Genomic DNA, 23,203 nt, shown 5'->3' with positions numbered 1-23,203 from the left:
TAAAAAAATAGGCAAAAATATGAACGATATTGAGCGTCTGGAACAAGAAATTTGTTTAGCCTTAGAAGCTGCAGGTGATGAACAAGCACTTGAAGCAGTGCGTATTGCAGCATTGGGTAAAAAAGGAAGCATCTCTGAAAAATTAAAAGCATTAGGAAAGATGGAGGCGAGCGAGCGCCAAAAAGTTGGACCCGCTCTTAATGGATTAAAAAATCGCATTTTAGAATTATGGACGCAAAAGCGTGATCTTCTGAAGAGACAAGAAATGAATGCCCGTCTTTCTCGTGAAACGGTTGATATTACCTTGCCTGTTCGTTCTTCGCCTATGGAACGGGGGCGTATTCACCCTATTTCACAGGTGATTGAAGAAATTATCGCCATTTATACAAAATTGGGTTTTTCACTTGCAGAAGGACCAGATATTGAAACAGATTATTATAATTTTACGGCATTGAACTTTCCTGAAGGGCATCCAGCACGTGAAATGCATGATACCTTCTTTTTTAATGTTGATAAAATGGGAGAACGCAAATTATTGCGGACTCATACCTCGCCTGTACAAATTCGCACATTGGAAAAACAAAAAGCACCTATACGGATCATTATTCCCGGGAAAACATATCGTATGGATTCAGATGCAACGCATTCGCCCATGTTTCATCAGGTCGAAGGTCTTGTCATCGATAAAACCTCTACAATTGCCCACATGATGTGGCTGCATGAAACTTTTTGTAAAGAGTTTTTTGAAGTTGCTTCAGTAAAAATGCGCTTTCGTCCCTCTTTTTTCCCTTTTACCGAACCATCTATGGAAGTAGATATTCAATGTGATCGTTCTGGTTCAGAAGTAAAGTTTGGCGAAGGACAGGATTGGTTGGAAATTTTAGGATGTGGAATGGTGCATCCTCATGTGTTGAAAAATGTTGGTTTAGATCCCGATGAATATCAAGGCTTTGCATGGGGAATGGGTATTGATCGTATTGCCATGTTGAAATACGGCATGCCTGATTTACGCGCTTTTTTTGATGCTGATCTGCGTTGGCTAGACCATTATGGCTTTCGCTGCTTTGATATGCCTGCTTTTTTTCCTAATAGAAATGTGTGATCTTATCATCGCTTTCATGTGAGGTTTTAAAATGAAATTTACTTTGTCGTGGTTAAAAGATCACTTAGAGACAGATGCATCTTTGGATGATATTTGCGAGAAACTAACAGCGATCGGTCTTGAGGTTGATCACGTTGATGATCGCTCTTCTTTAAAAGATTTTGTGATTGCAAAAGTTTTAACAGCAGTAAAACATCCTGATGCAGATAAACTCCAGATTTTATCCGTGGATACAGGCTCTGGCATACCTGTTCAAGTTATCTGTGGAGCACCAAATGCACGTGCTGGACTTGTTGGTGTCCTTGCACAACCAGGCACTTATGTTCCAGGACTTGATGTGACATTATCTGTAGGAAAAATCCGTGGTGTTGAAAGTTTTGGGATGATGTGTTCATCGGCAGAGCTTGAATTATCAAATGAGCACGATGGCATTATCGAACTTCCAGAAGATGCACCTATTGGGGGGGCATTTGCAGCTTATGCTGGTCTAGATGATCCCATCATTGATATTGGTTTGACTCCCAATCGCTCTGATTGCACAGGTGTTCGTGGCATTGCCCGTGATCTTGCGGCTGCTGGGATCGGGCAATTAAAAGAATTGTCTTTACTAAAATTTGCAGCTTCTTCTGATACCTCCCTCGATGTTTCATTCGATTTTTCACAAGCTTCATCGTTATGCTTAGGTTTTGCTTGGCGTGAAGTGCGTAATGTTCAAAATGGTCCATCACCACAGTGGATGCAACAACGTTTGAATGCAATTGGTTTAAGACCGATTAATGCGCTTGTTGACATGACCAATTACATCTGTTTTGACCTTGGTCGTCCGCTCCATGTTTTTGATGCTGACAAAATTAAAGGGAATTTGTATGTTCGTTGTGCGTATGAAGGAGAACAACTTCAAGCACTTAATGGAAAAATCTATCATTTGAGTGTTCAGGATTGTGTCATTGCAGATGAAGAAGGTGTTGTTTCCATTGCCGGTATTATGGGGGGTGAAAGAACGAGTTGTGATGAAACAACACGGCGCGTTATTATTGAATCAGCGCTTTGGGATGCGCAAAGCATCGCACAAACAGGGCGAACATTAGGTCTTATCAGTGATGCACGTTATCGGTTTGAACGAGGTGTTGATCCGGCTTTTATGGAAACAGGGCTTGAGATTGCAACAGAATTGGTCTTACGTCTTTGTGGCGGTGAAGTATCCAAGGCGAAAATTGTTGGCTATCAGCAACAAGAAACCAAACAGATCGCTTTTCCTTTTTCTGAAATTAAACGTTTGACACATTTGGACATAGAGCCTGCAAAAGTCATTTCTATTTTAACGAAACTTGGATTTTGCGTTGAGGGAAAAGGAAATATTGTTACAGTAAAAGTACCATCATGGCGCCCTGATATTATGGGAAAAGCCGATTTGGTGGAAGAAGTTATGAGGATTTATGGGTTAGATAAAATTCAGCCTGTTCCTTTGGAAAACTTTACAAAAGGAAAAGATCACGTTTTAACATGCGCGCAAATTCGTTCACGCGCTGCCCGTTTGTCTCTAGCACATCGCGGTATGAAAGAAGCGGTAACGTGGTCTTTTATCTCTGAAAATCAGGCTCTTTCTTTTGGAGGAGGTCAAAAAGAGCTTAAATTGGTCAATCCTATTGCCGCTGATATGTCAGTGATGCGGCCTTCTCTTTTACCTGGTTTGCTTATGGCAGCGCAGAGAAATGCTGATCGTGGTTTTTCTGATCTTGCTTTGTTTGAAATTTCCAGCATTTATGAAGGCGATACCCCTGATAAACAGCGACGTGTTGTGAGTGGAATTCGTCGTGGCACAGAGCAATTTGAAGGCGCTGGGCGTTTTTGGAATGGAAATGCAACAGCCGTTGATGTTTTTGATGCCAAAGCAGATGCGTTAGCCGTTTTAGAGGCATGCGATATAGATGTTGGGAAAGTACAGATTGAAGTTGGCGCCCCTGATTGGTATCATCCAGGTCGTTCAGGAGTCATAAAGCTTGGATCAAAAATTATTCTTGGTTTTTTCGGTGTTCTTCATCCAGCGACCTTAGAAAAATTAGATATCAGTGGTCCTTTATGCGGCTTTGAAATTTTTCTAGATCAAATTCCAGAATCAAAGAAAAAAACAACGAAAAGCCGTCCTCCTTTGAAATTATCACCGTTTCAAATGGTGCGGCGTGATTTTGCATTTATCGTTGACAAAACGGTTGCTTCTTCTTTTATTGTTCGTGCTGCTCAGGGAGCCGATAAAAAACTTATTCATTCCGTACAGGTTTTTGATCTTTTTGAAGATCAGAGCCTTGGTGAAGATAAAAAATCTGTTGCCATTGAAATTGTTATTCAACCGATTGAACGCACTTTGACAGATAAAGACCTAGAAGAAATTGCTGCAAAAGTCATAGAAAATGTCGCTAAAACGACAGGTGCTTGTCTTCGTCATTGAGTATTTTCAAATGACTTTTATAAAAACAGGAGCATTTTATGAGTGCTCCTTTATTTTTTAAAGGTTCGCAGTCTATGGAATTTTTTGAAAGACAGCTTTACGATAATTCATTCATTGATAATTTTTATCTTAAATGAGAATCCCCAATATTATGAGACTTATCATTTCAAATCCTCTTCGAATGAATCAAAATCTTTTATTTTCCTACCTGAAAGTGGAGCAGTTGTTTAGAAACTATAAATAAAGAAATAAAAATGCTTCTTACACAGGCTCTCAAATGCCAAACTCTGTCTCAATATGAGGAATTAATCGTGCAACAATGGTATTGAAAAAATAAAATAATGATACCGCATTTTGTAAAACCAATGATGAAGCTCTGCCCCTTTGGGATCTGTACCTTACAGCTCAAGCCCGTAAAATAAATATAAGGTGTTTTGTAAAAAAATTCGCATGAATAACATAATAAGTCTCTGTTTTGAGCGTTCTGTTTTTTATGAGAGATGTGTTATCATTGGAATGAGCTGTTGATTCAACAGCAACAGAAAAGTCACAGGCTTTATGAGATAAAAAGTGCCATAAAACACAAGTGTACCAGCAACGAATGAGAAAGATGTCTTAGCTTTTTAGTTAAATGCTTTGCAAAACAACAAAGCAATTTTTTCTTAAAATCATCCGTTTTTTCAAGATGAATTTTTAAGATGAGAAAGAATTGTTTTTAAAGGGCTTGAAAAGTTAATTTTTGTAAAAATCCTTCATTGCAAATGCAAAAGATAACTGTTATTGCTAAGTGATAATGCAAATCATTCGCAATAAAACAAAGAGAAAATTAATGAATATAAAGAAAATTTTTACTCTAATTCTGGGAAGTCTTATCTTTTTTACTCCCGATTTAGCGGTATGTGCTAGTAAATTTAAAGCTGTTACAACATTCACCATTATTGCCGATATGGCACGAAATGTAGCGGGTGATACTGCTGATGTTGAATCAATCACGAAACCAGGTGCTGAAATTCACGAATATCAACCCACCCCTCGTGATCTCATGCGTGCACAAGGCGCAAATCTTATCCTATGGAATGGGTTAGAGTTAGAACTTTGGTTTGAAAAGTTTTTTCAAAATATCAAGGATGTTCCAAGTGTCGTTGTTTCAAAAGGCGTTGTACCCATTACAATTGGTGAGGGCCCCTTTAGTGGCAAACCGAATCCTCATGCATGGATGTCACCGACCTCTGCTCTAATTTACGTTGATAATATTCGTGATGCTTTTGTAAAGTACGATCCTGAACATGCTGCTATTTATAAAGAAAATGCTGAAATTTATAAGCAGAAGATTCGCGCCACCATTGATCCAATTAGAACTGAATTGGCAGCAGTTCCTCAAGATAAACGTTGGCTTGTAACCAGCGAGGGTGCATTTAGCTATTTAGCACGTGATTTTGATCTAAAAGAACTTTATTTATGGCCCATTAATGCGGATCAGCAAGGAACCCCGCAGCAAGTTAAGCATGTTATTGATATGGTTCGAAAATACAATATTCATGCCGTTTTTTCTGAGAGCACAATTTCTCCAGCCCCTGCAAAACAAGTCGCAAGAGAAACAGGAGCTAAATACGGTGGTGTTCTCTATGTTGATTCTCTCAGTGAGAAAAATGGTGAGGTCCCCACTTATATTGATTTATTACGCGTCACGAGTGGACGTATTAGCAAAGCCTTATTAGAGGGAGTAAAAAGCCAATGACGGGATGTGGAATATTTGCCCAAGGGGTAACGGTAACTTATCGTAATGGACATACAGCTTTACGCGAAGTAAATTTTGAAAGTCCAAAGGGATCTATTACAGCATTGGTTGGTGTCAATGGCTCTGGTAAATCAACATTATTTAAAGCAATTATGGGATTTGTACGCCCCTCAAAGGGAAAAATTCGCATGTTTGATTTGTCTGTTGATGTCGCTTTGAAAAAAAACCTTATTGCTTATGTTCCTCAAAGTGAAGATGTGGATTGGAATTTTCCTGTTCTGGTTGAAGATGTTGTCTTGATGGGGCGCTATGGTCATATGAATTTCTTTCGCTATGCCAGAACACGAGATTATGAAGCTGTTCGTGTTGCCTTAGAACGCGTCGATATGTTGCCTTTTGCCAAGCGCCAGATTGGAGAACTTTCTGGTGGACAGAAAAAGCGCGTTTTTCTAGCGCGTGCTCTGGCACAAAAAGCAAAAGCTATTTTATTAGATGAACCGTTTACAGGGGTTGATGTTACAACAGAAGATAAAATCATTGCTTTGTTACAAGATCTTCGTAAAGAAGGAGCCGTAATCTTGGTCTCTACCCATAATTTAGGCTCTGTTCCGGAATTTTGTGATCATACGGTTTTAATAAAAGGAACTGTTTTAGCTTCTGGGTTAACAGAAAAAATCTTCACAAAGGAAAATCTGGAGAAAACTTTTGGAGGATCTTTGCACCACCATATTTTCGATCTTCAAGGCACTAAAAAAAATAATGTTTTCATGGGAAGAAAACAGTCTGCAGTTTGTGAAAATATTGAAAAAGTGGAGCACGTTGCATGATTGCTGTTTTGCTTGAACCACTGAGCTATCAATATATGATAAATGCAATGTGGGTTTCTGGATTAGTGGGCTGCGTTTGTGCCTTCCTTTCGGCTTTTTTGATGTTAAAAGGTTGGTCATTAATTGGGGATGCGCTATCCCATTCGATTGTTCCTGGTGTCGCAGGAGCTTACCTTTTAGGATTACCTTTTTCACTTGGCGCTTTTTTTTCTGGTGGTCTTGCTGCAGCAGCAATGCTGTTTTTTAATCAACGGACAAAACTGAAAGAAGATACCATTATTGGTCTCATTTTTTCTTCTTTTTTTGCTTTTGGATTATTTCTCAAATCATTAAAACCAATGGCTGTTAATATTGATACAATTGTTTTAGGAAATATTTTAGCCGTAAGTTCATCAGATATTATACAATTAGCTTTTATTGGTTTTTTCTCTTTGTCCATATTGCTTTTGAAATGGAAAGATCTTCTTGTTTCTTTATTTGATGAAACACACGCACGTGCCATTGGATTGAATGTAAAGTTTTTAAAGATTCTCTTTTTTACACTGCTGGCTGCTTGTACTGTTGCTGCTATGCAAACGGTTGGCGCATTTTTGGTTATTTGTTTGGTAGTCACGCCTGGGGCAACCGCTTATCTTTTAAGTGATCGTTTTGTGAATATCTTGGTTATTGCAGTTATAATTGGGACATTCACAAGCGTATTAGGTGTTTATGTGAGCTATTTTTTGAATGCACAAACGGGCGGTGTTGTCGTGCTTTTTCAAGCATTCTTATTTATGTTAGCTTTTATTTTTGCTCCTAAACACGGGTATATTGCTGCGCGTTTACGGATAAATGCAGCAAAAAAAGGTCTGATGTTATCATGATTGATCAATTGCTCCTTCCTTTTCAATTTTCTTTTATGCTGAAAGGCATGCTTATTGTTATGATCCTTTCTATTCCAATGGCGATGCTTTCTTGTTTTCTTATTTTGAAAGGATGGGCCCTGTTAGGCGATGCCATTTCCCATGCCGTTTTTCCAGGTGTTGTTGTTGGTTATATGACAACACCGTGGGTGATAGCTTTTTTAGCTTCTTTGCCATTTGCTTGGTTCCAGCATATGCGTCCAGAAAATATTACAATGACTTTGATTACTTGCGGTGCTTTTGTTGCAGGTATGGTTTGTGCTCTTACAACAGGCTTTTTGGGAAGCAATAGTCGTATCAAACAGGATACAGTGATGGGTGTTGTCTTTTCATCGATGTTTGGTTTAGGGCTTGTTTTGGCAACATCTATCTATAGTAGCTTAGATTTAAATCATATTCTATTTGGTAACCTGTTGGGCGTTAATTGGCTTGATATTACGCAGACAGCGGTCATTTCTGCCATTGTTACTTTCATTTTAGGGGCAAAATGGCGCGATTTTATGCTGTATATTTTTGATTCAGTACAAGGTCGTGCAATGGGATTGCGAATACCACTGCTCCACTATACCCTTCTCACGATGATTTCTCTTACAATTGTTGCAGCTTTGAAAGCGGTTGGAATTGTGCTTGTTATTTCTTTACTGATAGCACCAGGAGCAATTGCCTATCTTGTCACAAAACGGTTTTCTTTTATGTTAATGATCGCGATACTTATTGCAGCTTTTTCTGGTTTTTTAGGGATTTATCTTAGCCTATTTATCGGCTCTGATTCTGCTTCCACAATTGTGTTAATCTTGACGTTGATTTTTATTGCCATTTTCATGATGATTTTCTTTCGTCGAAATACAGTTCAAGAAACTTGATGGTGATAAAATTCATGCATATCAGCCATGCATTTTTATATATTGTTTCTCATGCTTATTTTAATTAGATGTTGAGTCGCTAGGTTATTTTTCCTCCTAATGTCTAGCAAATGAATGCAGTACGTATTCTCCCCCCCAGCGTTGCATTCTTAATTAAGAGGCTGCATTGATTTATTCTGCAGCCTTTTTATTTTTTTACTTTTCTAAAATCTCTTCTTATTGCTTGAAACCATTTAAAATGATTATCATATTGCAAAGCTATTTAGTATCTTGAAGGAACTTATGAAAGTCAAAGACACTTACACATAGAAATGGTGGAGGGGGGAAATGGTGGAGAGGAATTATCCATTCAAATACATGAACAGTGCAACAGATACTATTTTTTGTATAAAATTTTACGTGGAGGAAAATAATACGAGAGAATGAAGAAATATTTCAAGATATCACATCCTTTACGCCTCTGCTATTATATAGCAGGTTGGGTAATGGTTATATTAGGCATTATCGGTGTGGTATTACCTATTATGCCGACGATGCCTTTTTTGTTGATTGCCTCATGGTGTTTTACACGTTCTTCTCCACGTTTTCATCAGTGGCTGAATAATCATCGTATTTTCGGTCCCCCTCTTAAACAATGGGAAGAAAGAAGAGCTATCTCTCCATTTGTTAAAATTTTTGCAGTAATAAGTATGACAGGGGGGGGATTATCCTTTTTCGTGATGGTACACCCTCCTTTATGGATTTTTTTACTCGTTGCCGTTATATTATTGTTGATTGCTGTTTATATCGTGACACGTCCATCTTCATAATGACATAAAAAACTTTATGAGATGCTCTTTTTGACTTATTTGTTAGAATGATGAGAGAATCTTTCCCCTTAAGTTTTATTAGATATAACATCTCCCTATTCAAAATACATATGAAATAACAAGCTTTTTTAAAAGCAAAGAAAATTATGTACACCCCCCTTAAAGCTCTTAAAAAGTTACTTTGTAAAAGATGATAAATTACATTCATTAAAAGGCTTTATTTTTGTAAAGCATGTAAATTTCGCTAAACTTTCTTGGCATGTTAAGCCTTTTTAAGTGCCTCGTGCATATTTTTGTTTATCGAACCTTATGTAAGTAAATTGCCTATGTGAAAAGCCAGGCGGAATCCGCTCGACAAGAAACCGAACGATTTACAGACCTGCAAGGATTAAGAAAAAGGTTAGCTTTATAGAACTAATAGGATGAGTCAATATATTTGTTTAAAGAGACCAAAACTACATCTTGACAGGTCTAGAAACGCGCTGTTTATTGCTAAAAAAATTGAGATAACGTTGTATTTCTTTTGAATCACCGATCGTCTTCTCAGGATTATCTGAAAGTTTTACGGCTGGTCGACCATTGGCATGAGTCACCTTACAAACAAGGGAAAGAGCATCAAGGGTTGCGATTTCTTGAGGGGCACAACCTGTAAAGTCATTGGTAAGATCAGTGCCCCATCCAAAACTCATGCGCACTTTTCCATGGAAATGATGATAGGCTTTTTCAATTGTATCGACATCAAGTGCATCAGAAAAAATTAAAAGTTTTTCACGTGGATCTTGTCCTTTTTCTTTCCACCATTGAATAATACGTTCTCCACCTTCTATAGGGGGGGCACTATCCGGTCTAAAGCCCGTCCAATCTGCTACCCAATCTGGGGCATCGCATAAAAATGCTTCTGTACCAAAGGTATCAGGTAAAACAATGAGAAGATTTCCACCATAATAACGGTTCCAATCTTGCAAAACTTGATACGGAGCTCTGCGTAATTCATCATCGTTGTTGCTGAGAGCAGCAATGACCATAGGCAATTCATGCGCATTGGTTCCAAGAGCCTCTAAATCTGTATCCATGGCGAGAAGGACATTAGAAGTTCCTGTAAAAGAATCACCAATGCCTTCTTTTAAAGCTTCAACACACCAACGCTGCCATAAAAAAGAATGGCGGCGTCTTGTCCCAAAGTCAGATATTTTAATATCAGGCAATTTTTTAAGGCGTTCAACTTTACGCCACATTTTTGCTTTAGCACGTGCATAAAGTACATCAAGAGCAAAGCGGTCTAGTTTTTTGAGTGCAGCGCGTGAACGTAATTCACTGATGATAGCAAGGGCTGGAATTTCCCACATAGAGCTATGAGCCCATGATCCATGAAAATGAAGAATATATTGGCCATCTTTGCGGGCGAGCTCGTATTCTGGGAGTTGAAAATTCTCAAGCCACTGAAGAAAATCCGGTTCAAAAATTTGTTTGCGTCCATAAAATGTATTACCAGCAAGCCAGATCATTTCTTTTTTCGTAAAACGCAGACTAAGAGCGTGATCAAGTTGAGCTCGCAATTCACTCTCATCAATATCATCGGCAAGACGTATTGTTTTTGTACGGTTTATGAGGGAAAAAGTAACATTGACAGTGGGATAAAGCCCCCAAATCATCTGTACCATAAGAAGCTTATAAAAATCCGTATCAAGAAGTGAACGAATAATGGGATCAAGTTTCCAGGTATGATTATAAACACGCCTTGCGATGTCTGGATGATTCATAATCCTCTTTCTTTCAATCTCATAGAATTTAAAATTATTGTGCTCCAACAAGGTCCATATAGGAATGAGAGGAACTATAACAACTCTAAGATTTTGAGCAAGAATAAAAAAGCCCTTGAGTTTTTCTATTTTGAGGATTTAAGTATGCGTATGATTTCATGTTTTCCGGTTTTTTCTAACTTTATTCCTGTTTGAACATGAGCATATTCTTTTCCATTAACTCTGAATATATTTTCAGATCCCCATTTTACTTTAAGAATATAAACAGCTTCATAAAATTTCATTTTTGCTTCATATTCAGGCCAGAAGGAAGGCAAGTGTGGATGTAAAAACAATCGATCTCCTTGGCGCTTTATTCCAAGGATAGCTTGTGTTGCAGCATGATAAAACCACCCAGCTGAACCTGTATACCATGTCCAACCACCTTGACCACACCGTGGTTCAACAGCATAAATATCTGCGGCCATCACATAAGGTTCAACACGATAGGTTTCAGGATTTTGTCCATGGGTAATTGGATTAATCGCAGAAAATAAACGGTAAGCTTGATCGCTTTCATCTATTTGTGCAAGCGCTAAAATGCTCCAAATAGCGCCATGGGTGTATTGACCACCATTTTCTCGAATGCCAGGGGGATAACCTTTTATATAACCGGGCTCGAGTGTACTTTTATCAAAAGGTGGCCAGAAAAGACGTAGAAGTTTTCCTCGTTTATCATAGAGATATTCAAGCATTGAAGCCATAGCTTGTTTTTGGCGCTCAAGCGGTGCCATTTGAGAAATGACAGCCCAAGATTGAGCAATGGTATCAATTTGGCATTCATCATTGATTTGAGAGCCAAGAGGCGTCCCATCATCAAAATAACCACGTCGATACCAAGCACCATCCCAAGCATTTTTTTCTAGAGATTTTTTCAAACGTTCAAGGTACGTACTCCATATTTGCATATGGCTGTTGTCACCACGTTTTTTGGCCAAAGGAATAAATGCTTTTAGTGTGCTCCCAAGAAACCATCCTAACCAAGTGCTTTCGCCTTTTCCTTGGCTACCTACAAAATTCATGCCATCATTCCAATCGCCACCTAAAATAAGAGGAAAACCGTGAGGTCCACAGCGTTTAATGGCAAGATCTAAAGCTAAAGCACAATGTTCATAAACTGTTGCAACCTTTGAGGATTGAGTGGGTTTAAAATAAGCATCCTGTTGCCCACTTTTGAGAACATCGCCTTCAATAAAAGGAACGAGCGTATCAAGAAAAGCATCATCGCCAGTGGTATTGACATAAAAAGCTGTTGCATAAGCAAGCCAAACGATATCATCAGAAATGTGTGTGCGAACACCGGCATTTGTATCAGGCAACCACCAATGTTGCACATCCCCTTCAAGAAATTGATGCGCAGCTGCGTTTAACAATTGTTCATGGGCTAATTGTGGTTTCAGCAATAACAAAGACAAACTATCTTGTAACTGGTCACGGAAACCAAATGCTCCACTTGCTTGATAAAAGGCAGCGCGCGCCATGATGCGGCATGCATAAATTTGATAGGGAAGCCAATGGTTGACCATAATATCGAAAGAGGGGTCCGGTGTTTTTACTTGAAGTGGGGAAACAAAATCACTCCAATAGTGTTTTTGTTTTTTGAGCAAAATTTCAAAATCACTTGCACGTACTTGATTAAGTAATTTTTCAGCTTCTTTTCTATTTTCAGCGCTGCCAAGATAAAAGATGATTTCTTTTGTTTGCCCTGGTTGAAGATCAATATCATAAGAAAATGCTGAACAAGGGTCACATCCTGCTTCAATGGTATTGGAAAGTGCGCTGGCTTTACGGATTGCGTTTGGATGTGTTACCGTTCCTGTTGCACCAATAAATTCGCTGCGATTGGTTGTGGTGCTGGTTGGCATTTTAGATGCTGATAAAAATGTAACTTGTTGAGATTTTTCAATGTGATAAGGATTTTCAATGAAATGTACCCCTCTTTTAGCCTCATAAGAGGGAACAATGAAGGGAGCATATTTTGTACGGATATTGCCTAAAACCCACTCAACATAATTATAAAGGCGTAAACTGCGTGGTTTTTCCCCTTCATTCGTGAGGATAAGACGTGAAAAGCGAACAGGTTTCTCTGGATCGAGTATATGGGTCAGTTCTAATGCAATTTCTGAATGTGTCGATTTAAAAGTTGAGAATCCAAAACCATGACAAGCCTCATAGATAACATTTTCATCACATTCTACAGCAGAAACAGGTGAGAAACGTTTTAAAGACTGGCGATCGACCAGATAAAGTGCTTCGCCTGGCCGGTTAGACGTTGGATCATTCGCCCAAGGGGTTAATTGATAATCGCGACTATTGTAAGCCCAAGTAAAAATTGCACCTTCAGCAGAAACATGAAAACCAAATCCATGATGAGCAATGACGTTAATCCACGGATGCGGTGTGGTGGTGTGTCCATGAAGACGTATGATATAATGATTATGCTGATTAAAACCACCATAACCATTCCAATATTTTAGATCTTTTCCAATCGTGGGGGGAGAAGATGGTTTTTGTTGGCTCGCAAGACCAATGGAAGCAAGAATATTCTGTTCAGTTTGTGTTATAATTTGCCTTCCTTTGTTATATTTTGGGAGGTCTAATTGATCATGAGGTCCCTGATCATTTTTACGAATTGAAAAATCAAAATCATTCTCATCAAGCCGTTTAAGCTGTTCAGATAAAGAGCCATTTTCGGCATCAAGAATCATGCGTGCGGATGCAAGAAGCGTTTTAAAACTTTGCTCACTCATTTGATCACGCCGAAGCGTAAAAATATGTTGGCGTACATCTGTTTCTTGCGTGTGATATCGATAAGATTCGCATACCCATTCAAGAGCGCGTTGTGTATTTTGTATATAGGAAAATGCTTGTTCATTGAGAATAACTAAATCAACAATGAGCCCCCGCATACGCCAATATTCATGTGCTTTAAGGAGCTCACGCAGCACAGTTATATTTCCCTCGTTATTTAATCTAAGAAGACAGAGTGGATTGTCTCCTGAAATGGACATGGGCCAAAGATCAGACTGTTTTCCAAGTGTTTTTGCTAATATTTCAGAAGGAAGACGCCATGTTCGATCAAGATAGATAAGCGGCGTTGCATATTTTTGATAGACAATCGCTTCTTTAAGCGAGGTTCCGCTCTGATACAGTGCAACTTGTGAGCGTGTCCATGCCATTGAAAGTTCTTTTTGAAACATATCAGGTTGTCGATAATGTTTCATATGATGATGCAATGCTTCTTTTGTATGAGCAGCAAAAGTCCAAAAAATAAGTTCTGCTTTTCCATGGGCTGGAATTTTTATACGGCATCGCAATGACATAATAGGATCAAGAACACAACCTTGACTGTTACTAAAATGAGCATTTTGGTCAAATGCAGCGGGTCGATGAATGGATCGCCCCCGACCAATAAACAAGGAGCGATCCGTTTCAGCTTCTGTTTCTTGGAGAGTATCTGTTGTACTGGAAACAAAATGAGCAATATAAATTTCAGGATCATTAGGTGCGCGTTTGCGCCTTTTGGCAAAAATTGCTTTGCCTTCCTCAGCAATTTCCGTCTCTATAAACATCCGTGAAAAAACAGGATGAGCTTGGTCCATATCCATTGTTGCAAGCGCTAGTTCACCATACGAGGTTACTTCAATAAGACAGTCTTTATTTGTTGTATTCATCAGTTGAATACGTCTACCTTCACCACACCCTTCAGAGATAATAAGACATTCAAGGGTTGATTTGATACCATCAACCATTTTCGTATATTCAGCCTTTTCATCCGTAAAAATGCTGACGGCTTCTTCTTCAATAACGCGTGTTGGTTCACTGGTCACAGACCACCACCGTCCACTATGTATATTGCGTAGGAAGAATAAAATCCCTTGCTGATCTTCTGTTGTATCAGGAATAAAGCGCGTAATCGCATAATCGTGCCAACGGCTATAGCCAGAACCATTCGCTGTTAACATGGTCGAATAAAAGCCATGAGATAAAAGCAACGTTTCCCGTGGTTTAAGCAGCGGGTTCGTAATAATGCGCAAAGGGGCGGCATCCAATGCTTGAGATTTATTGCGCATACGATTAATAGCTTTGGTGTGAATCATAGGAATAAGATGGGCAGCACGTTCTTGTAAAAGCAATTGCGTTGCTTCCACAACGGGATCACGGTGGAAACGATCACGCATTCGCCCTTGAAAAATAACATTGTTAAGAGCAAGGATAGACATGCCATGATGATGCGCATAATAATTGCGCACAATAGCATATTTTTCCCCTGTTTTTACGCGTGAAGGAGTAAAGTCAATAGAGTCATAATAACCATATGTTCCTAAAGCTCCAAGATCACGGAGTCGTTTTAAATTGGTTACAGCTTTGTGAGGCACATATTGTGCTGCAAGAAAGCTAGCATAAGGAGCAATGACAGCATTGCGTGAAAGACCCCGTTGGAGTCCGAGGCTTGGAACACCAAAATGAGCATATTGGTAATTCATTAAATGATCACGAGCATTAAATGCGGCCTCTGAAATACCCCATGGCAATTCCCGTGTATGGGCATATTGTATTTGACAACGAATAATCAATCGATTGGTTTGATCTAAGAGAGATCCTAAAGGTTCGTGCATCACAAGAGATGGCATAAGATATTCGAACATGGATCCAGACCATGATAAAAGAGCACCTTTCCACCCTATGGGAACGAGGAGTCGACCAAGATGAAACCAATGTTTAAGTTTTATATCGCCTTTTGCGATGGCAAAAAAACTTGCAAGACGTGCCTCTGAAGCAAGGAGATCATAACAATTTTCATCGAGTTTGTTTTCTTGAACACGATACCCAATGGATAAGAGATGCCGTTTAGGTTGTTCTAAAAAGTCAAATTTCATATCAAAGGCTATTTGTCTTGCCGCTATAGCTAACCTGTTTAGTTTTCTGCATAATTTTTCAGGATCATAATGAACCGTTGCATCATGATGATGAGCATCGCAAGTTTCGATAAGGCATTTAACCCAAGAAAGCGCACGCGCAGATTCTAGCGTTTGAATTTTTTGGTCAAGTTCATCAATTAAGCGTTCAATATCGTGGGCTGTACGTGAAAGATCGCTGATGTGAGAAGAGAGCGTATTTTCTTGTTCGACAAAAGTACGGACTGAATGATGAAAACGAGCGATATTTTCTTCAATTCTGTGGCGTAAAGCGCGTAGACTTGGTTGATGATCTGGAATTTCTTTAACCGTTTCTTCAAGAATAGCAAGAACATCCGATAAGCCTTCTCGATCACTTTGAAAAAGAAGATGCGGTTTTTCAGCCCATTCCCTTAAGGCAGAAGAGAGTGTTACCAAATGACCAGCAAGATTTCCTGAATCAACGGTTGAGACATAAGTGGGCAAAAGAGGTCTGAGTGTATCCGTTGCATACCAATTATAGAGATGACCATGGAACTTTTCCATTTTTGCAAGAGAGCGTAATGTACATTCAATACGGGTAATTGTTTCTTCAAAACCAATCCAGCCAAAATCACGTGCTGCAATAATAGACAGGAGATAAACCCCGATATTCGTAGGGGATGTACGTTGAGCAACAAGAGGTTCAGGGTCTTCTTGAAAATTATCAGGAGGCAAATAATTGTTTTGTGCATTGACAAAGGTGGCATAATAAAGCCATGTCTGCCGTGCAATAGAGCGGAGGATTTTTTCATCTTTTGAAGAAAGGTCAAGGCTATCTTGAAATGTTGAAGGTCGACTTACAACCCAAGCAATGAAAGGTGAAAAAAACCATGCTATCCCAAAAGGCAAAGCAATAAAGCTTGCAAAACTATCAAAAAAAAGAGGGAGCGTTAGGGCAAGAGCACCAATAAGTGATGCTGGTGCCATTGTAAAAACATAGAAACGCAAACTATTGGACATTGATTTTGTTGCGGCAGAGGTTTTCCATTCAAGAAGATGCTGTCTTGAAATCGTCATACGATAGAGTGTACGAATAATCGCATCTGTCATAAAATACGCCGAATGAGCAAGAAAAGTCGTCTTAAGAAATATATCAGCGCCTGTAAGAGCAGTTTTATTCCAAATTAATTGAACATGTCCGCGCAAAGAATGATCTATATTGGATGAAAAAAACGTTTTTAATACACATAAAATGGGAGCAATAAAGGTGCTAAGCAACAAAAATATCTGCCAGACGATTGCACTCTTTAATGGCAAAAGAGCCCATCCTGCAAACGCTGCAACTAACCACATGAGTGGTGTAAGAGAACGACGCAAATTATCCTGCATTTTCCAACGCGTCACGGAGCTTATTTGACGGGAACAAAAAAGATAGGGAAAGAGTTGCCAATCACCACGAATCCAGCGATGATAACGCATAACATCAATATTATAAGCCGTTGGGTAGTCCTCAATGACTGTGATGCTACTGACCAGAGCAGTACGGGCATATCCTCCTTCTAAGAGATCATGACTGAGAACAGTATTTTCTTTAACTTTGCCGTCAAGTGCTTGTTCAAATGCATCAATATTATAAAGACCTTTACCGATAAAAGTACCTTCTCCTAACAGATCTTGATAAGTATCAGAAACAGCAAAAACATAAGGATCAATACCACGGCTGGTCGAAAAAACCCGTTGGAAAATTGATGTTTTTTTTCCTGTTGTCAGAGACGGAATAATGCGTGGCTGCAAAACGCTATAGCCTTTGACAACCTTTCCACTTTGCGGATCAAAAATGGGATGATTGAGTGGATGATTAAGCTTTCCAACAAGTTTTGTGACACTTTCAGGGGTAAGACGTGTATCACAATCCAGTGTCATAACAAAACGACAATCCATCGGAAGATTTGGATCAGGAGAGTAAAAACTCGTATTTTTATCGCCTCTTAAAAGCCGATTGAGTTCATGAAGTTTTCCCCGCTTTCGCTCCCATCCCATCCAACATTTTTCACCGCTATTATAAAGGCGTCGGCGATGTAAAAGGAAAAAAACAGGAAGTTCATCACGATGATAACGAGCATTGAGTTTATCAATGCCCTTTTGCGCATAGCGAAACAAATCAAGATCATCTTGCGTTTCTCTTAAGGAAGCATCTACCCAATCTGTAATGAGTGCAAAATGGACCGCACCTTTAGGATTGGAAAGATAGTGTACTTCAAGATTGTGCACGTGCGCATCAATATCATCGCGTGATGTCATCAAAGTAGGTACAACAACCATTGTCCGTGCATGTTTTGGAATACCTTCTTTATATTCATAACCAATGAGCTGTCTTGATGGAACAAACCACGAAACAACTGTATTAAAGAAGGAAAAAGCCGCATCCATAGCAGGAAAAAGCGCCAATACAGTAAAGAAAAGGGACATCCATAGTGTCATGCCAGATATTTGGAAAACGGTATAGATTGCAAGCAAAAAAGCAAGCGTCAGAAAAGAGACAGGAATAGCAATGACTCTCAGTTTTAAGCTATAAAAAGCGCGTGCCCATTTTATGAGAAAAGGCGGCGTATATCCACAAGCCTTTTCAAATATGCCACGACCATCACCAACAAGATACCACCCAACAGAGGAATAATGAGGCATATCTTCAAAAATGGGATTTGCCATTTCTACAGATTTGTGTGCAACTTCCAGCTCACTAAGAGACGAAAAGCGTGAAATTTTTTCAATGACTTGTCGATAAATACTGCGTGAATGGGAATCAATTTCAGAAAAATCACTTTTTTTACGCAAAATAGCATCGACACAACTCACTGTTTCAAACCATACGGTCCAATCAACATCATCTATCGCTTTAAGAGCACAGATAATATTACCCATGGTCACACCATCTGCCGCTTGTCGGGTATACTCATCGGCTGTTGCACTTTCTAAGTTACTGCCTTGACTTTCTAATTGCTTTTCAAGCCAAGTTAACGCTACGTTTGAATCGATAGATGCACTGCGCAGACGATAGAATAAATGTGCTGAAAAAGTTGGGTCAGCAGTAAATGATTTGTATTGCGTAAAAAGAGAGTTTAGATTTGTTTTATTTTCTACAAGAGAAATTTTATCAGCTACTTGACTCGCAAGATGGCGCATCTGGCGCGCTTTTTCGATACGCACTGAAAGACGACGAACATTTTCAATGAGTAGCATTTGCATAACTGAAGGAAGAGCCCATAATTCACCAATTGTGAGCGCACAAACTTCTTGAAACCCATTGATCATAGCCGTGAGTGTTTCTTGTGAAAAGCTGCTATCGGTATGCGCAATATAAAGCCAAGTTAAAGCAAAAATGCGTGGTATTCCTGCTTTTTGTGGTGAAAGAGGAAGTTGCTTTATGAAGGACTTGGGAAAGTTACGGCGTAGTTGTTGTATGGTTTTATCAATGGTGTAATGATTATCAATGAGCCATTGCGCAGACGGCGCAATTGTTTCATCATTTCGGGCAGCAAAATCACTGGTATAAAAGGCATGAAGGATAAGTTTAGCATTTTCATTCAATCTCCTGCGAAAATCTTCTACTCCTTCATATTCAGGGAGTAAAATTTCTTTTCCAGAAGCTATATCATGCCCTAGGTCATAAAGATCTTCCTGTACTTTATAAATTGCACGAAGAGGGAAATCACTATTAATAAAATGGTCTTTTCTCTTCTTTTGAGAAAAAAAGTACTTTATGAAAGGTATTGTACACGCCATAATGTCCCATTATTATTCAATTACATCGCTTTTTATTTAAATTGTAAGCATTTTATCTGAATAGTGAACCGTTGATAAACAAAAAACAAACTTTATTGTTTTGATTTGCAAGTAGTTATAATAATTTTTAATGCAATAATTAAAAAATAAGAAAATAATTTTTTTAGTAAATAAAAAGGTCACTCATTTTAGAGAGTGACCTTCATAACACCATCAATGTTAATGATTGATGATTAATCTTGTTCTTGTTTTTTCAAAGCTGCACCGAGAATATCGCCAAGAGAAGCCCCTGAATCTGTAGAACCATATTGGGCAACAGCTTCTTTTTCCTCTGCAATTTCTAATGCTTTGATTGATACTGAAATTTTACGTGTTTTTTTATCAAACGCTGTGATGCGCGCATCAACCTTTTGCCCAATTGCAAAACGTTCAGGCCGTTGTTCATCACGATCACGCGCGAGATCAGCACGCCGAATGGTTGTCTCAAGGTTGTGGTCAATCAATTTCACATTAATGTCATTGTCGTTAACAGCAACCACTTCACAGGTTACAACAGCCCCTTTGCGTAATTCGCCAGAAGCGGCTGCTTCTCCAACTTTATCGCTGGAAAGCTGCTTAATTCCAAGAGAGATACGCTCTTTTTCAATGTCAACATCCAAAACCACAGCTTTAACGATGTCGCCTTTATTGTAAGTATCAATGACTTGTTCACCAGGACGGTTCCAATCAAGATCAGAGAGATGAACCATACCGTCAACATCGCCTTCAAGCCCAATAAACAAACCAAATTCTGTTTTATTTTTAACCTCTCCCTCAATTTGTGAATTGACAGGAAATTTATTGGCAAAAGCTTCCCATGGATTTTCAAATGTTTGCTTTAAGCCAAGAGAAATACGCCGTTTAGAAGGATCAATTTCAAGAACAACTACTTCTACCTCTTGTGATGTAGATAGAATTTTTCCAGGATGAACATTTTTCTTTGTCCAGCTCATTTCGGAAACATGGATCAATCCTTCAATCCCTGGTTCAATTTCAACAAAACCACCGTAATCCGTAATGTTGGTCACAGCACCCGTAATTTTTTTACCAATCGGATAGCGGACACTGATGCTTTCCCAAGGATCACTTTCAAGCTGTTTCATTCCAAGAGAAATACGATGCGTATCTTGATTAATGCGAATAATCTGAACTTTAATCGTTTGACCAATTGTAAGCACTTCAGATGGGTGGTTTACACGCCGCCATGCCATATCTGTAACGTGTAAGAGACCATCAATCCCACCAAGGTCAACAAAGGCACCATAATCTGTAATATTTTTCACCACACCTTCAACGATTTGGTTTTCTTCAAGATTTTGTACAATTTCTGAACGTTGCTCAGCGCGACTTTCTTCTAAGACAGTACGACGTGAGACCACAATATTGCCACGACGACGATCCATCTTCAAAATTTCAAAAGATTGTGCATTATGCATGAGAGGTGAAACATCACGAATGGGACGAATATCAACTTGACTGCGCGGCAAAAAAGCAACCGCTCCATCAAGATCAACTGTGAAACCACCTTTTACTTGGCTAAAGATAACGCCCTCAACACGCGCACCAGCATTGAACTTTTCCTCTAAACGGACCCAACTTTCTTCGCGCCGTGCTTTTTCACGCGATAAAACAGCTTCACCCATCGCATTTTCAATGCGTTCAATATAAACCTCAACTTCATCGCCAACTTGCAAAGAACCATCTTTTGCTTTAGCTCCAAATTCTTTGAGAGGAATACGTCCTTCGACTTTAAGTCCAGCATCAATAATGGCCATGTCTTTTTCGATTGCAATAACACGACCTTTAACAACAGATCCTTCATTAAGATCATTGGTTTGAAAAGATTCTGTTAAAAGGGCTTCAAAATCCGCTGTTGTGGGATTGTATTGTGACATAAGAACTCCTAATATATACCTTGCATTATAAGGTATGAGCGCTAGGTTAGTGTTAACATGGGCAGCCCCTTAGCCTTTTTCCTTGAATAAAGGAAGAAAAGTTAGCGCTAGGCTGGGAGCCGCCTTGATGAATTTATCCAATTATATGCATTTTTATGATTGGATCAATAAAAGTACATGCAATTGCAAATGTTGCCTCTATACTCAATTCTGACGTATCAAGCAAGTGGGCGTTTTTTGCCGGTTTTAGGGGGCTTTGTTTGCGCGTTATATCGCGGCTGTCTCGCTGTTCAAGATCGCTAAGTATTTCATGATAATTTGCTTGCCCCCCTTTTTCTAAAATTTCTTGGTAACGACGTTTAGCACGTGTTTGAACATTAGCTAGAATATAAAACTTGATATCAGCATCAGGGCAAACGATGGTGCCAATATCTCGCCCATCGAGTACGCTTCCAGGTAAAGTTTTGGCAAAATTACGTTGTTTTTCGACAAGAATTTTGCGTACAGCAGGGTTAATCGCTATTTTTGAAGCCACTTCACCAAGTTCATGAGAAGAAAGGAGAGCAGGATTTAAGCTATTAAAATCAAGTTCATTAGCACAAATGATAGCATTTTTTTCATCATTAAGAGCCAATTTTTGTTGTAAAAGCGCATGAGCAACACCACGATAAGTAAGCCCTGTATCCAAATGATGAAGATGATAATGTGCAGCAATTTTGCGAGCTAAGGTTCCTTTGCCTGAGGCAGCAGGTCCATCAATGGCAATAACAAAAGGCTTCAAGCGATTTTTCCCCCAAGTTGTTTTATAAAAGGAATAAATTCCGGAAAACTCGTAGCAATCATTCGTTTATCATCAATGGTAACAGGTTTTTCTGATACAAGCCCAAAAATGAGAAAGCACATAGCAATTCGGTGATCAAGATGTGTGGTAACATGTCCACCCCCCAAACCTTTAGCAGAACTTTTCCCATAAACAACGAGAAAATCTTGACCTTCTTCACAGTCTACGCAATTAATTTTTAATCCTTGAGCAACAGCAGACAGCCGATCTGATTCTTTAACACGCAATTCTTCAATTCCTAGCATCACTGTTTTGCCTTCTGCAAAGGCCGCCGCAACCGCCAAAGCAGGATATTCATCAATCATCGATGGAGCACGTTCCTTCGGCACAGTAACACCTTTTAAGATCGATGATTTTATCCGTAGATCGGCAACATCTTCTCCACCTGTTTGGCGTTGATTCAAAAATTCAATTTGTGCGCCCATTTCCCACAATGTTTCGATAAGTCCTATTCGAGAATTGTTTATCAAAACATTTTCAATAGTGATATCAGAATCTTCTACAAGAAGGGCTGCAACCATTGGAAAAGCAGCAGAAGAAGGATCTCCGGGAATATGAATCGTTTGTCCAGTAAGATGGGGGAAACCATTAAGATGAATCAAATGCGCACCTTCTTTATCTCTTTCTATTTCAAGTTGAGCACCGAATGCTTTTAACATTTTTTCCGTATGATCACGTGTGAGAACCGGTTCAATAACCGTTGTAATGCCAGCGGTATTCAGTCCAGCAAGGAGAACTGCCGATTTAACTTGGGCGGAAGCTATTGGAACACGGTAGCGAATCGGATTAGCCATTTTGGGACCATAAAGCGTTAAAGGAAGGTGATCGCCATCTGTTGCCTCAATTTCCACCCCCATAAGACGTAAGGGGTCGAGGATACGTCCCATAGGACGTTTAGAGAGAGAAGCATCACCCATAAAAGTTGTTTTCATATGATAGGGCCCAACCATTCCCATAATCAAACGAGCACCTGTTCCTGCGTTTCCAAAGTCTAAAGGTTTTTGTGCGGCTAAGAGGCAACCATTCCCTGTTCCTCGTACGATCCAACAGTCATCTTTCTTAATTATACAAGCACCCATAGCCTGCATAGCAGCAGCTGTATTGAGCACATCAGTGCTTTCAAGTAATCCATGGATATATGTTTCACCATTTGCTAACCCTCCCAATATGAGAGAGCGGTGGGAGATTGACTTATCTCCTGGTATTCGAATTTTTCCAGAGAGACTACTCGATTTATAGGCAGTTATAGGGATTGCTTTTTGCATGGAAATTCTATTTA

12 protein-coding genes are annotated in these 23,203 nt (G+C 39.2%); 7 read left to right on the top strand and 5 right to left on the bottom strand.

What is annotated here, in order from left to right:
* The first annotated feature begins 19 nt into the window (after positions 1 to 19).
* From pheS to D1093_RS01745, 7 genes are all read left to right on the top strand, one after another.
* Positions 20 to 1,102 (top strand): phenylalanine--tRNA ligase subunit alpha, encoded by a 1,083-nt coding sequence (gene pheS / locus D1093_RS01775; RefSeq protein WP_120102281.1) that lies wholly within the window; start codon positions 20 to 22, stop codon positions 1,100 to 1,102.
* A gap of 31 nt (positions 1,103 to 1,133) precedes the next feature.
* Positions 1,134 to 3,548: a phenylalanine--tRNA ligase subunit beta gene (pheT, locus tag D1093_RS01770; RefSeq protein ID WP_120100282.1), complete on the top strand. Its 2,415-nt coding sequence runs from the start codon at positions 1,134 to 1,136 to the stop codon at positions 3,546 to 3,548.
* A gap of 829 nt (positions 3,549 to 4,377) precedes the next feature.
* A complete protein-coding gene (locus tag D1093_RS01765) occupies positions 4,378 to 5,286 on the top strand; it encodes a metal ABC transporter substrate-binding protein (protein ID WP_120100280.1) in 909 nt (302 codons plus the stop codon).
* The gene (locus tag D1093_RS01760) at positions 5,283 to 6,113 is read left to right on the top strand and encodes a manganese/iron ABC transporter ATP-binding protein (protein WP_120100279.1); all 831 of its coding nucleotides are present in this window, start codon (positions 5,283 to 5,285) and stop codon (positions 6,111 to 6,113) included. The genes D1093_RS01765 and D1093_RS01760 overlap by 4 nt, the downstream gene beginning before the upstream one ends.
* Complete coding sequence (locus D1093_RS01755; RefSeq protein ID WP_120100278.1) at positions 6,110 to 6,976, top strand: metal ABC transporter permease; 867 nt, start codon at positions 6,110 to 6,112, stop codon at positions 6,974 to 6,976. Before D1093_RS01760 ends, D1093_RS01755 begins: the two co-directional genes overlap by 4 nt.
* Positions 6,973 to 7,878: a metal ABC transporter permease gene (locus tag D1093_RS01750; protein ID WP_120100276.1), complete on the top strand. Its 906-nt coding sequence runs from the start codon at positions 6,973 to 6,975 to the stop codon at positions 7,876 to 7,878. The genes D1093_RS01755 and D1093_RS01750 overlap by 4 nt, the downstream gene beginning before the upstream one ends.
* Positions 7,879 to 8,300: 422 nt before the next feature.
* Positions 8,301 to 8,687 carry a YbaN family protein gene (locus D1093_RS01745; protein ID WP_120100274.1) on the top strand — a complete coding sequence of 129 codons (387 nt, stop codon included), beginning with the start codon at positions 8,301 to 8,303 and terminating at the stop codon, positions 8,685 to 8,687.
* Between the two features lie 455 nt (positions 8,688 to 9,142).
* Here the strand turns inward: D1093_RS01745 and pncB are convergent, their stop codons facing one another.
* The 5 genes from pncB to aroA all read right to left on the bottom strand — a co-directional run bounded on the left by pncB (position 9,143) and on the right by aroA (position 23,189).
* Entirely contained in the window at positions 9,143 to 10,447 is a 1,305-nt protein-coding gene (pncB, locus tag D1093_RS01740; protein WP_120100272.1) for a nicotinate phosphoribosyltransferase, read from the bottom strand.
* Between the two features lie 125 nt (positions 10,448 to 10,572).
* A complete protein-coding gene (locus tag D1093_RS01735) occupies positions 10,573 to 19,149 on the bottom strand; it encodes a glycoside hydrolase family 94 protein (RefSeq protein ID WP_120100271.1) in 8,577 nt (2,858 codons plus the stop codon).
* 233 nt (positions 19,150 to 19,382) lie between these two features.
* Positions 19,383 to 21,083, bottom strand: coding sequence for a 30S ribosomal protein S1 (gene rpsA, locus D1093_RS01730; protein WP_120100269.1), 1,701 nt, complete (start codon positions 21,081 to 21,083; stop codon positions 19,383 to 19,385).
* A gap of 133 nt (positions 21,084 to 21,216) precedes the next feature.
* Positions 21,217 to 21,864 carry a (d)CMP kinase gene (gene cmk, locus D1093_RS01725; protein ID WP_120100267.1) on the bottom strand — a complete coding sequence of 216 codons (648 nt, stop codon included), beginning with the start codon at positions 21,862 to 21,864 and terminating at the stop codon, positions 21,217 to 21,219.
* Complete coding sequence (aroA, locus tag D1093_RS01720) at positions 21,861 to 23,189, bottom strand: 3-phosphoshikimate 1-carboxyvinyltransferase (RefSeq protein ID WP_120100265.1); 1,329 nt, start codon at positions 23,187 to 23,189, stop codon at positions 21,861 to 21,863. The genes cmk and aroA overlap by 4 nt, the downstream gene beginning before the upstream one ends.
* Positions 23,190 to 23,203 lie beyond the last annotated feature (14 nt).

The sequence above is a fragment of the Bartonella kosoyi genome, assembly GCF_003606325.2.
In the GTDB taxonomy this organism is placed as follows: Bacteria; Pseudomonadota; Alphaproteobacteria; order Rhizobiales; family Rhizobiaceae; genus Bartonella; species Bartonella kosoyi.
Note: the sequence above shows the minus strand (reverse complement) of the source record. Positions and strands in the feature narration are given on the sequence as shown.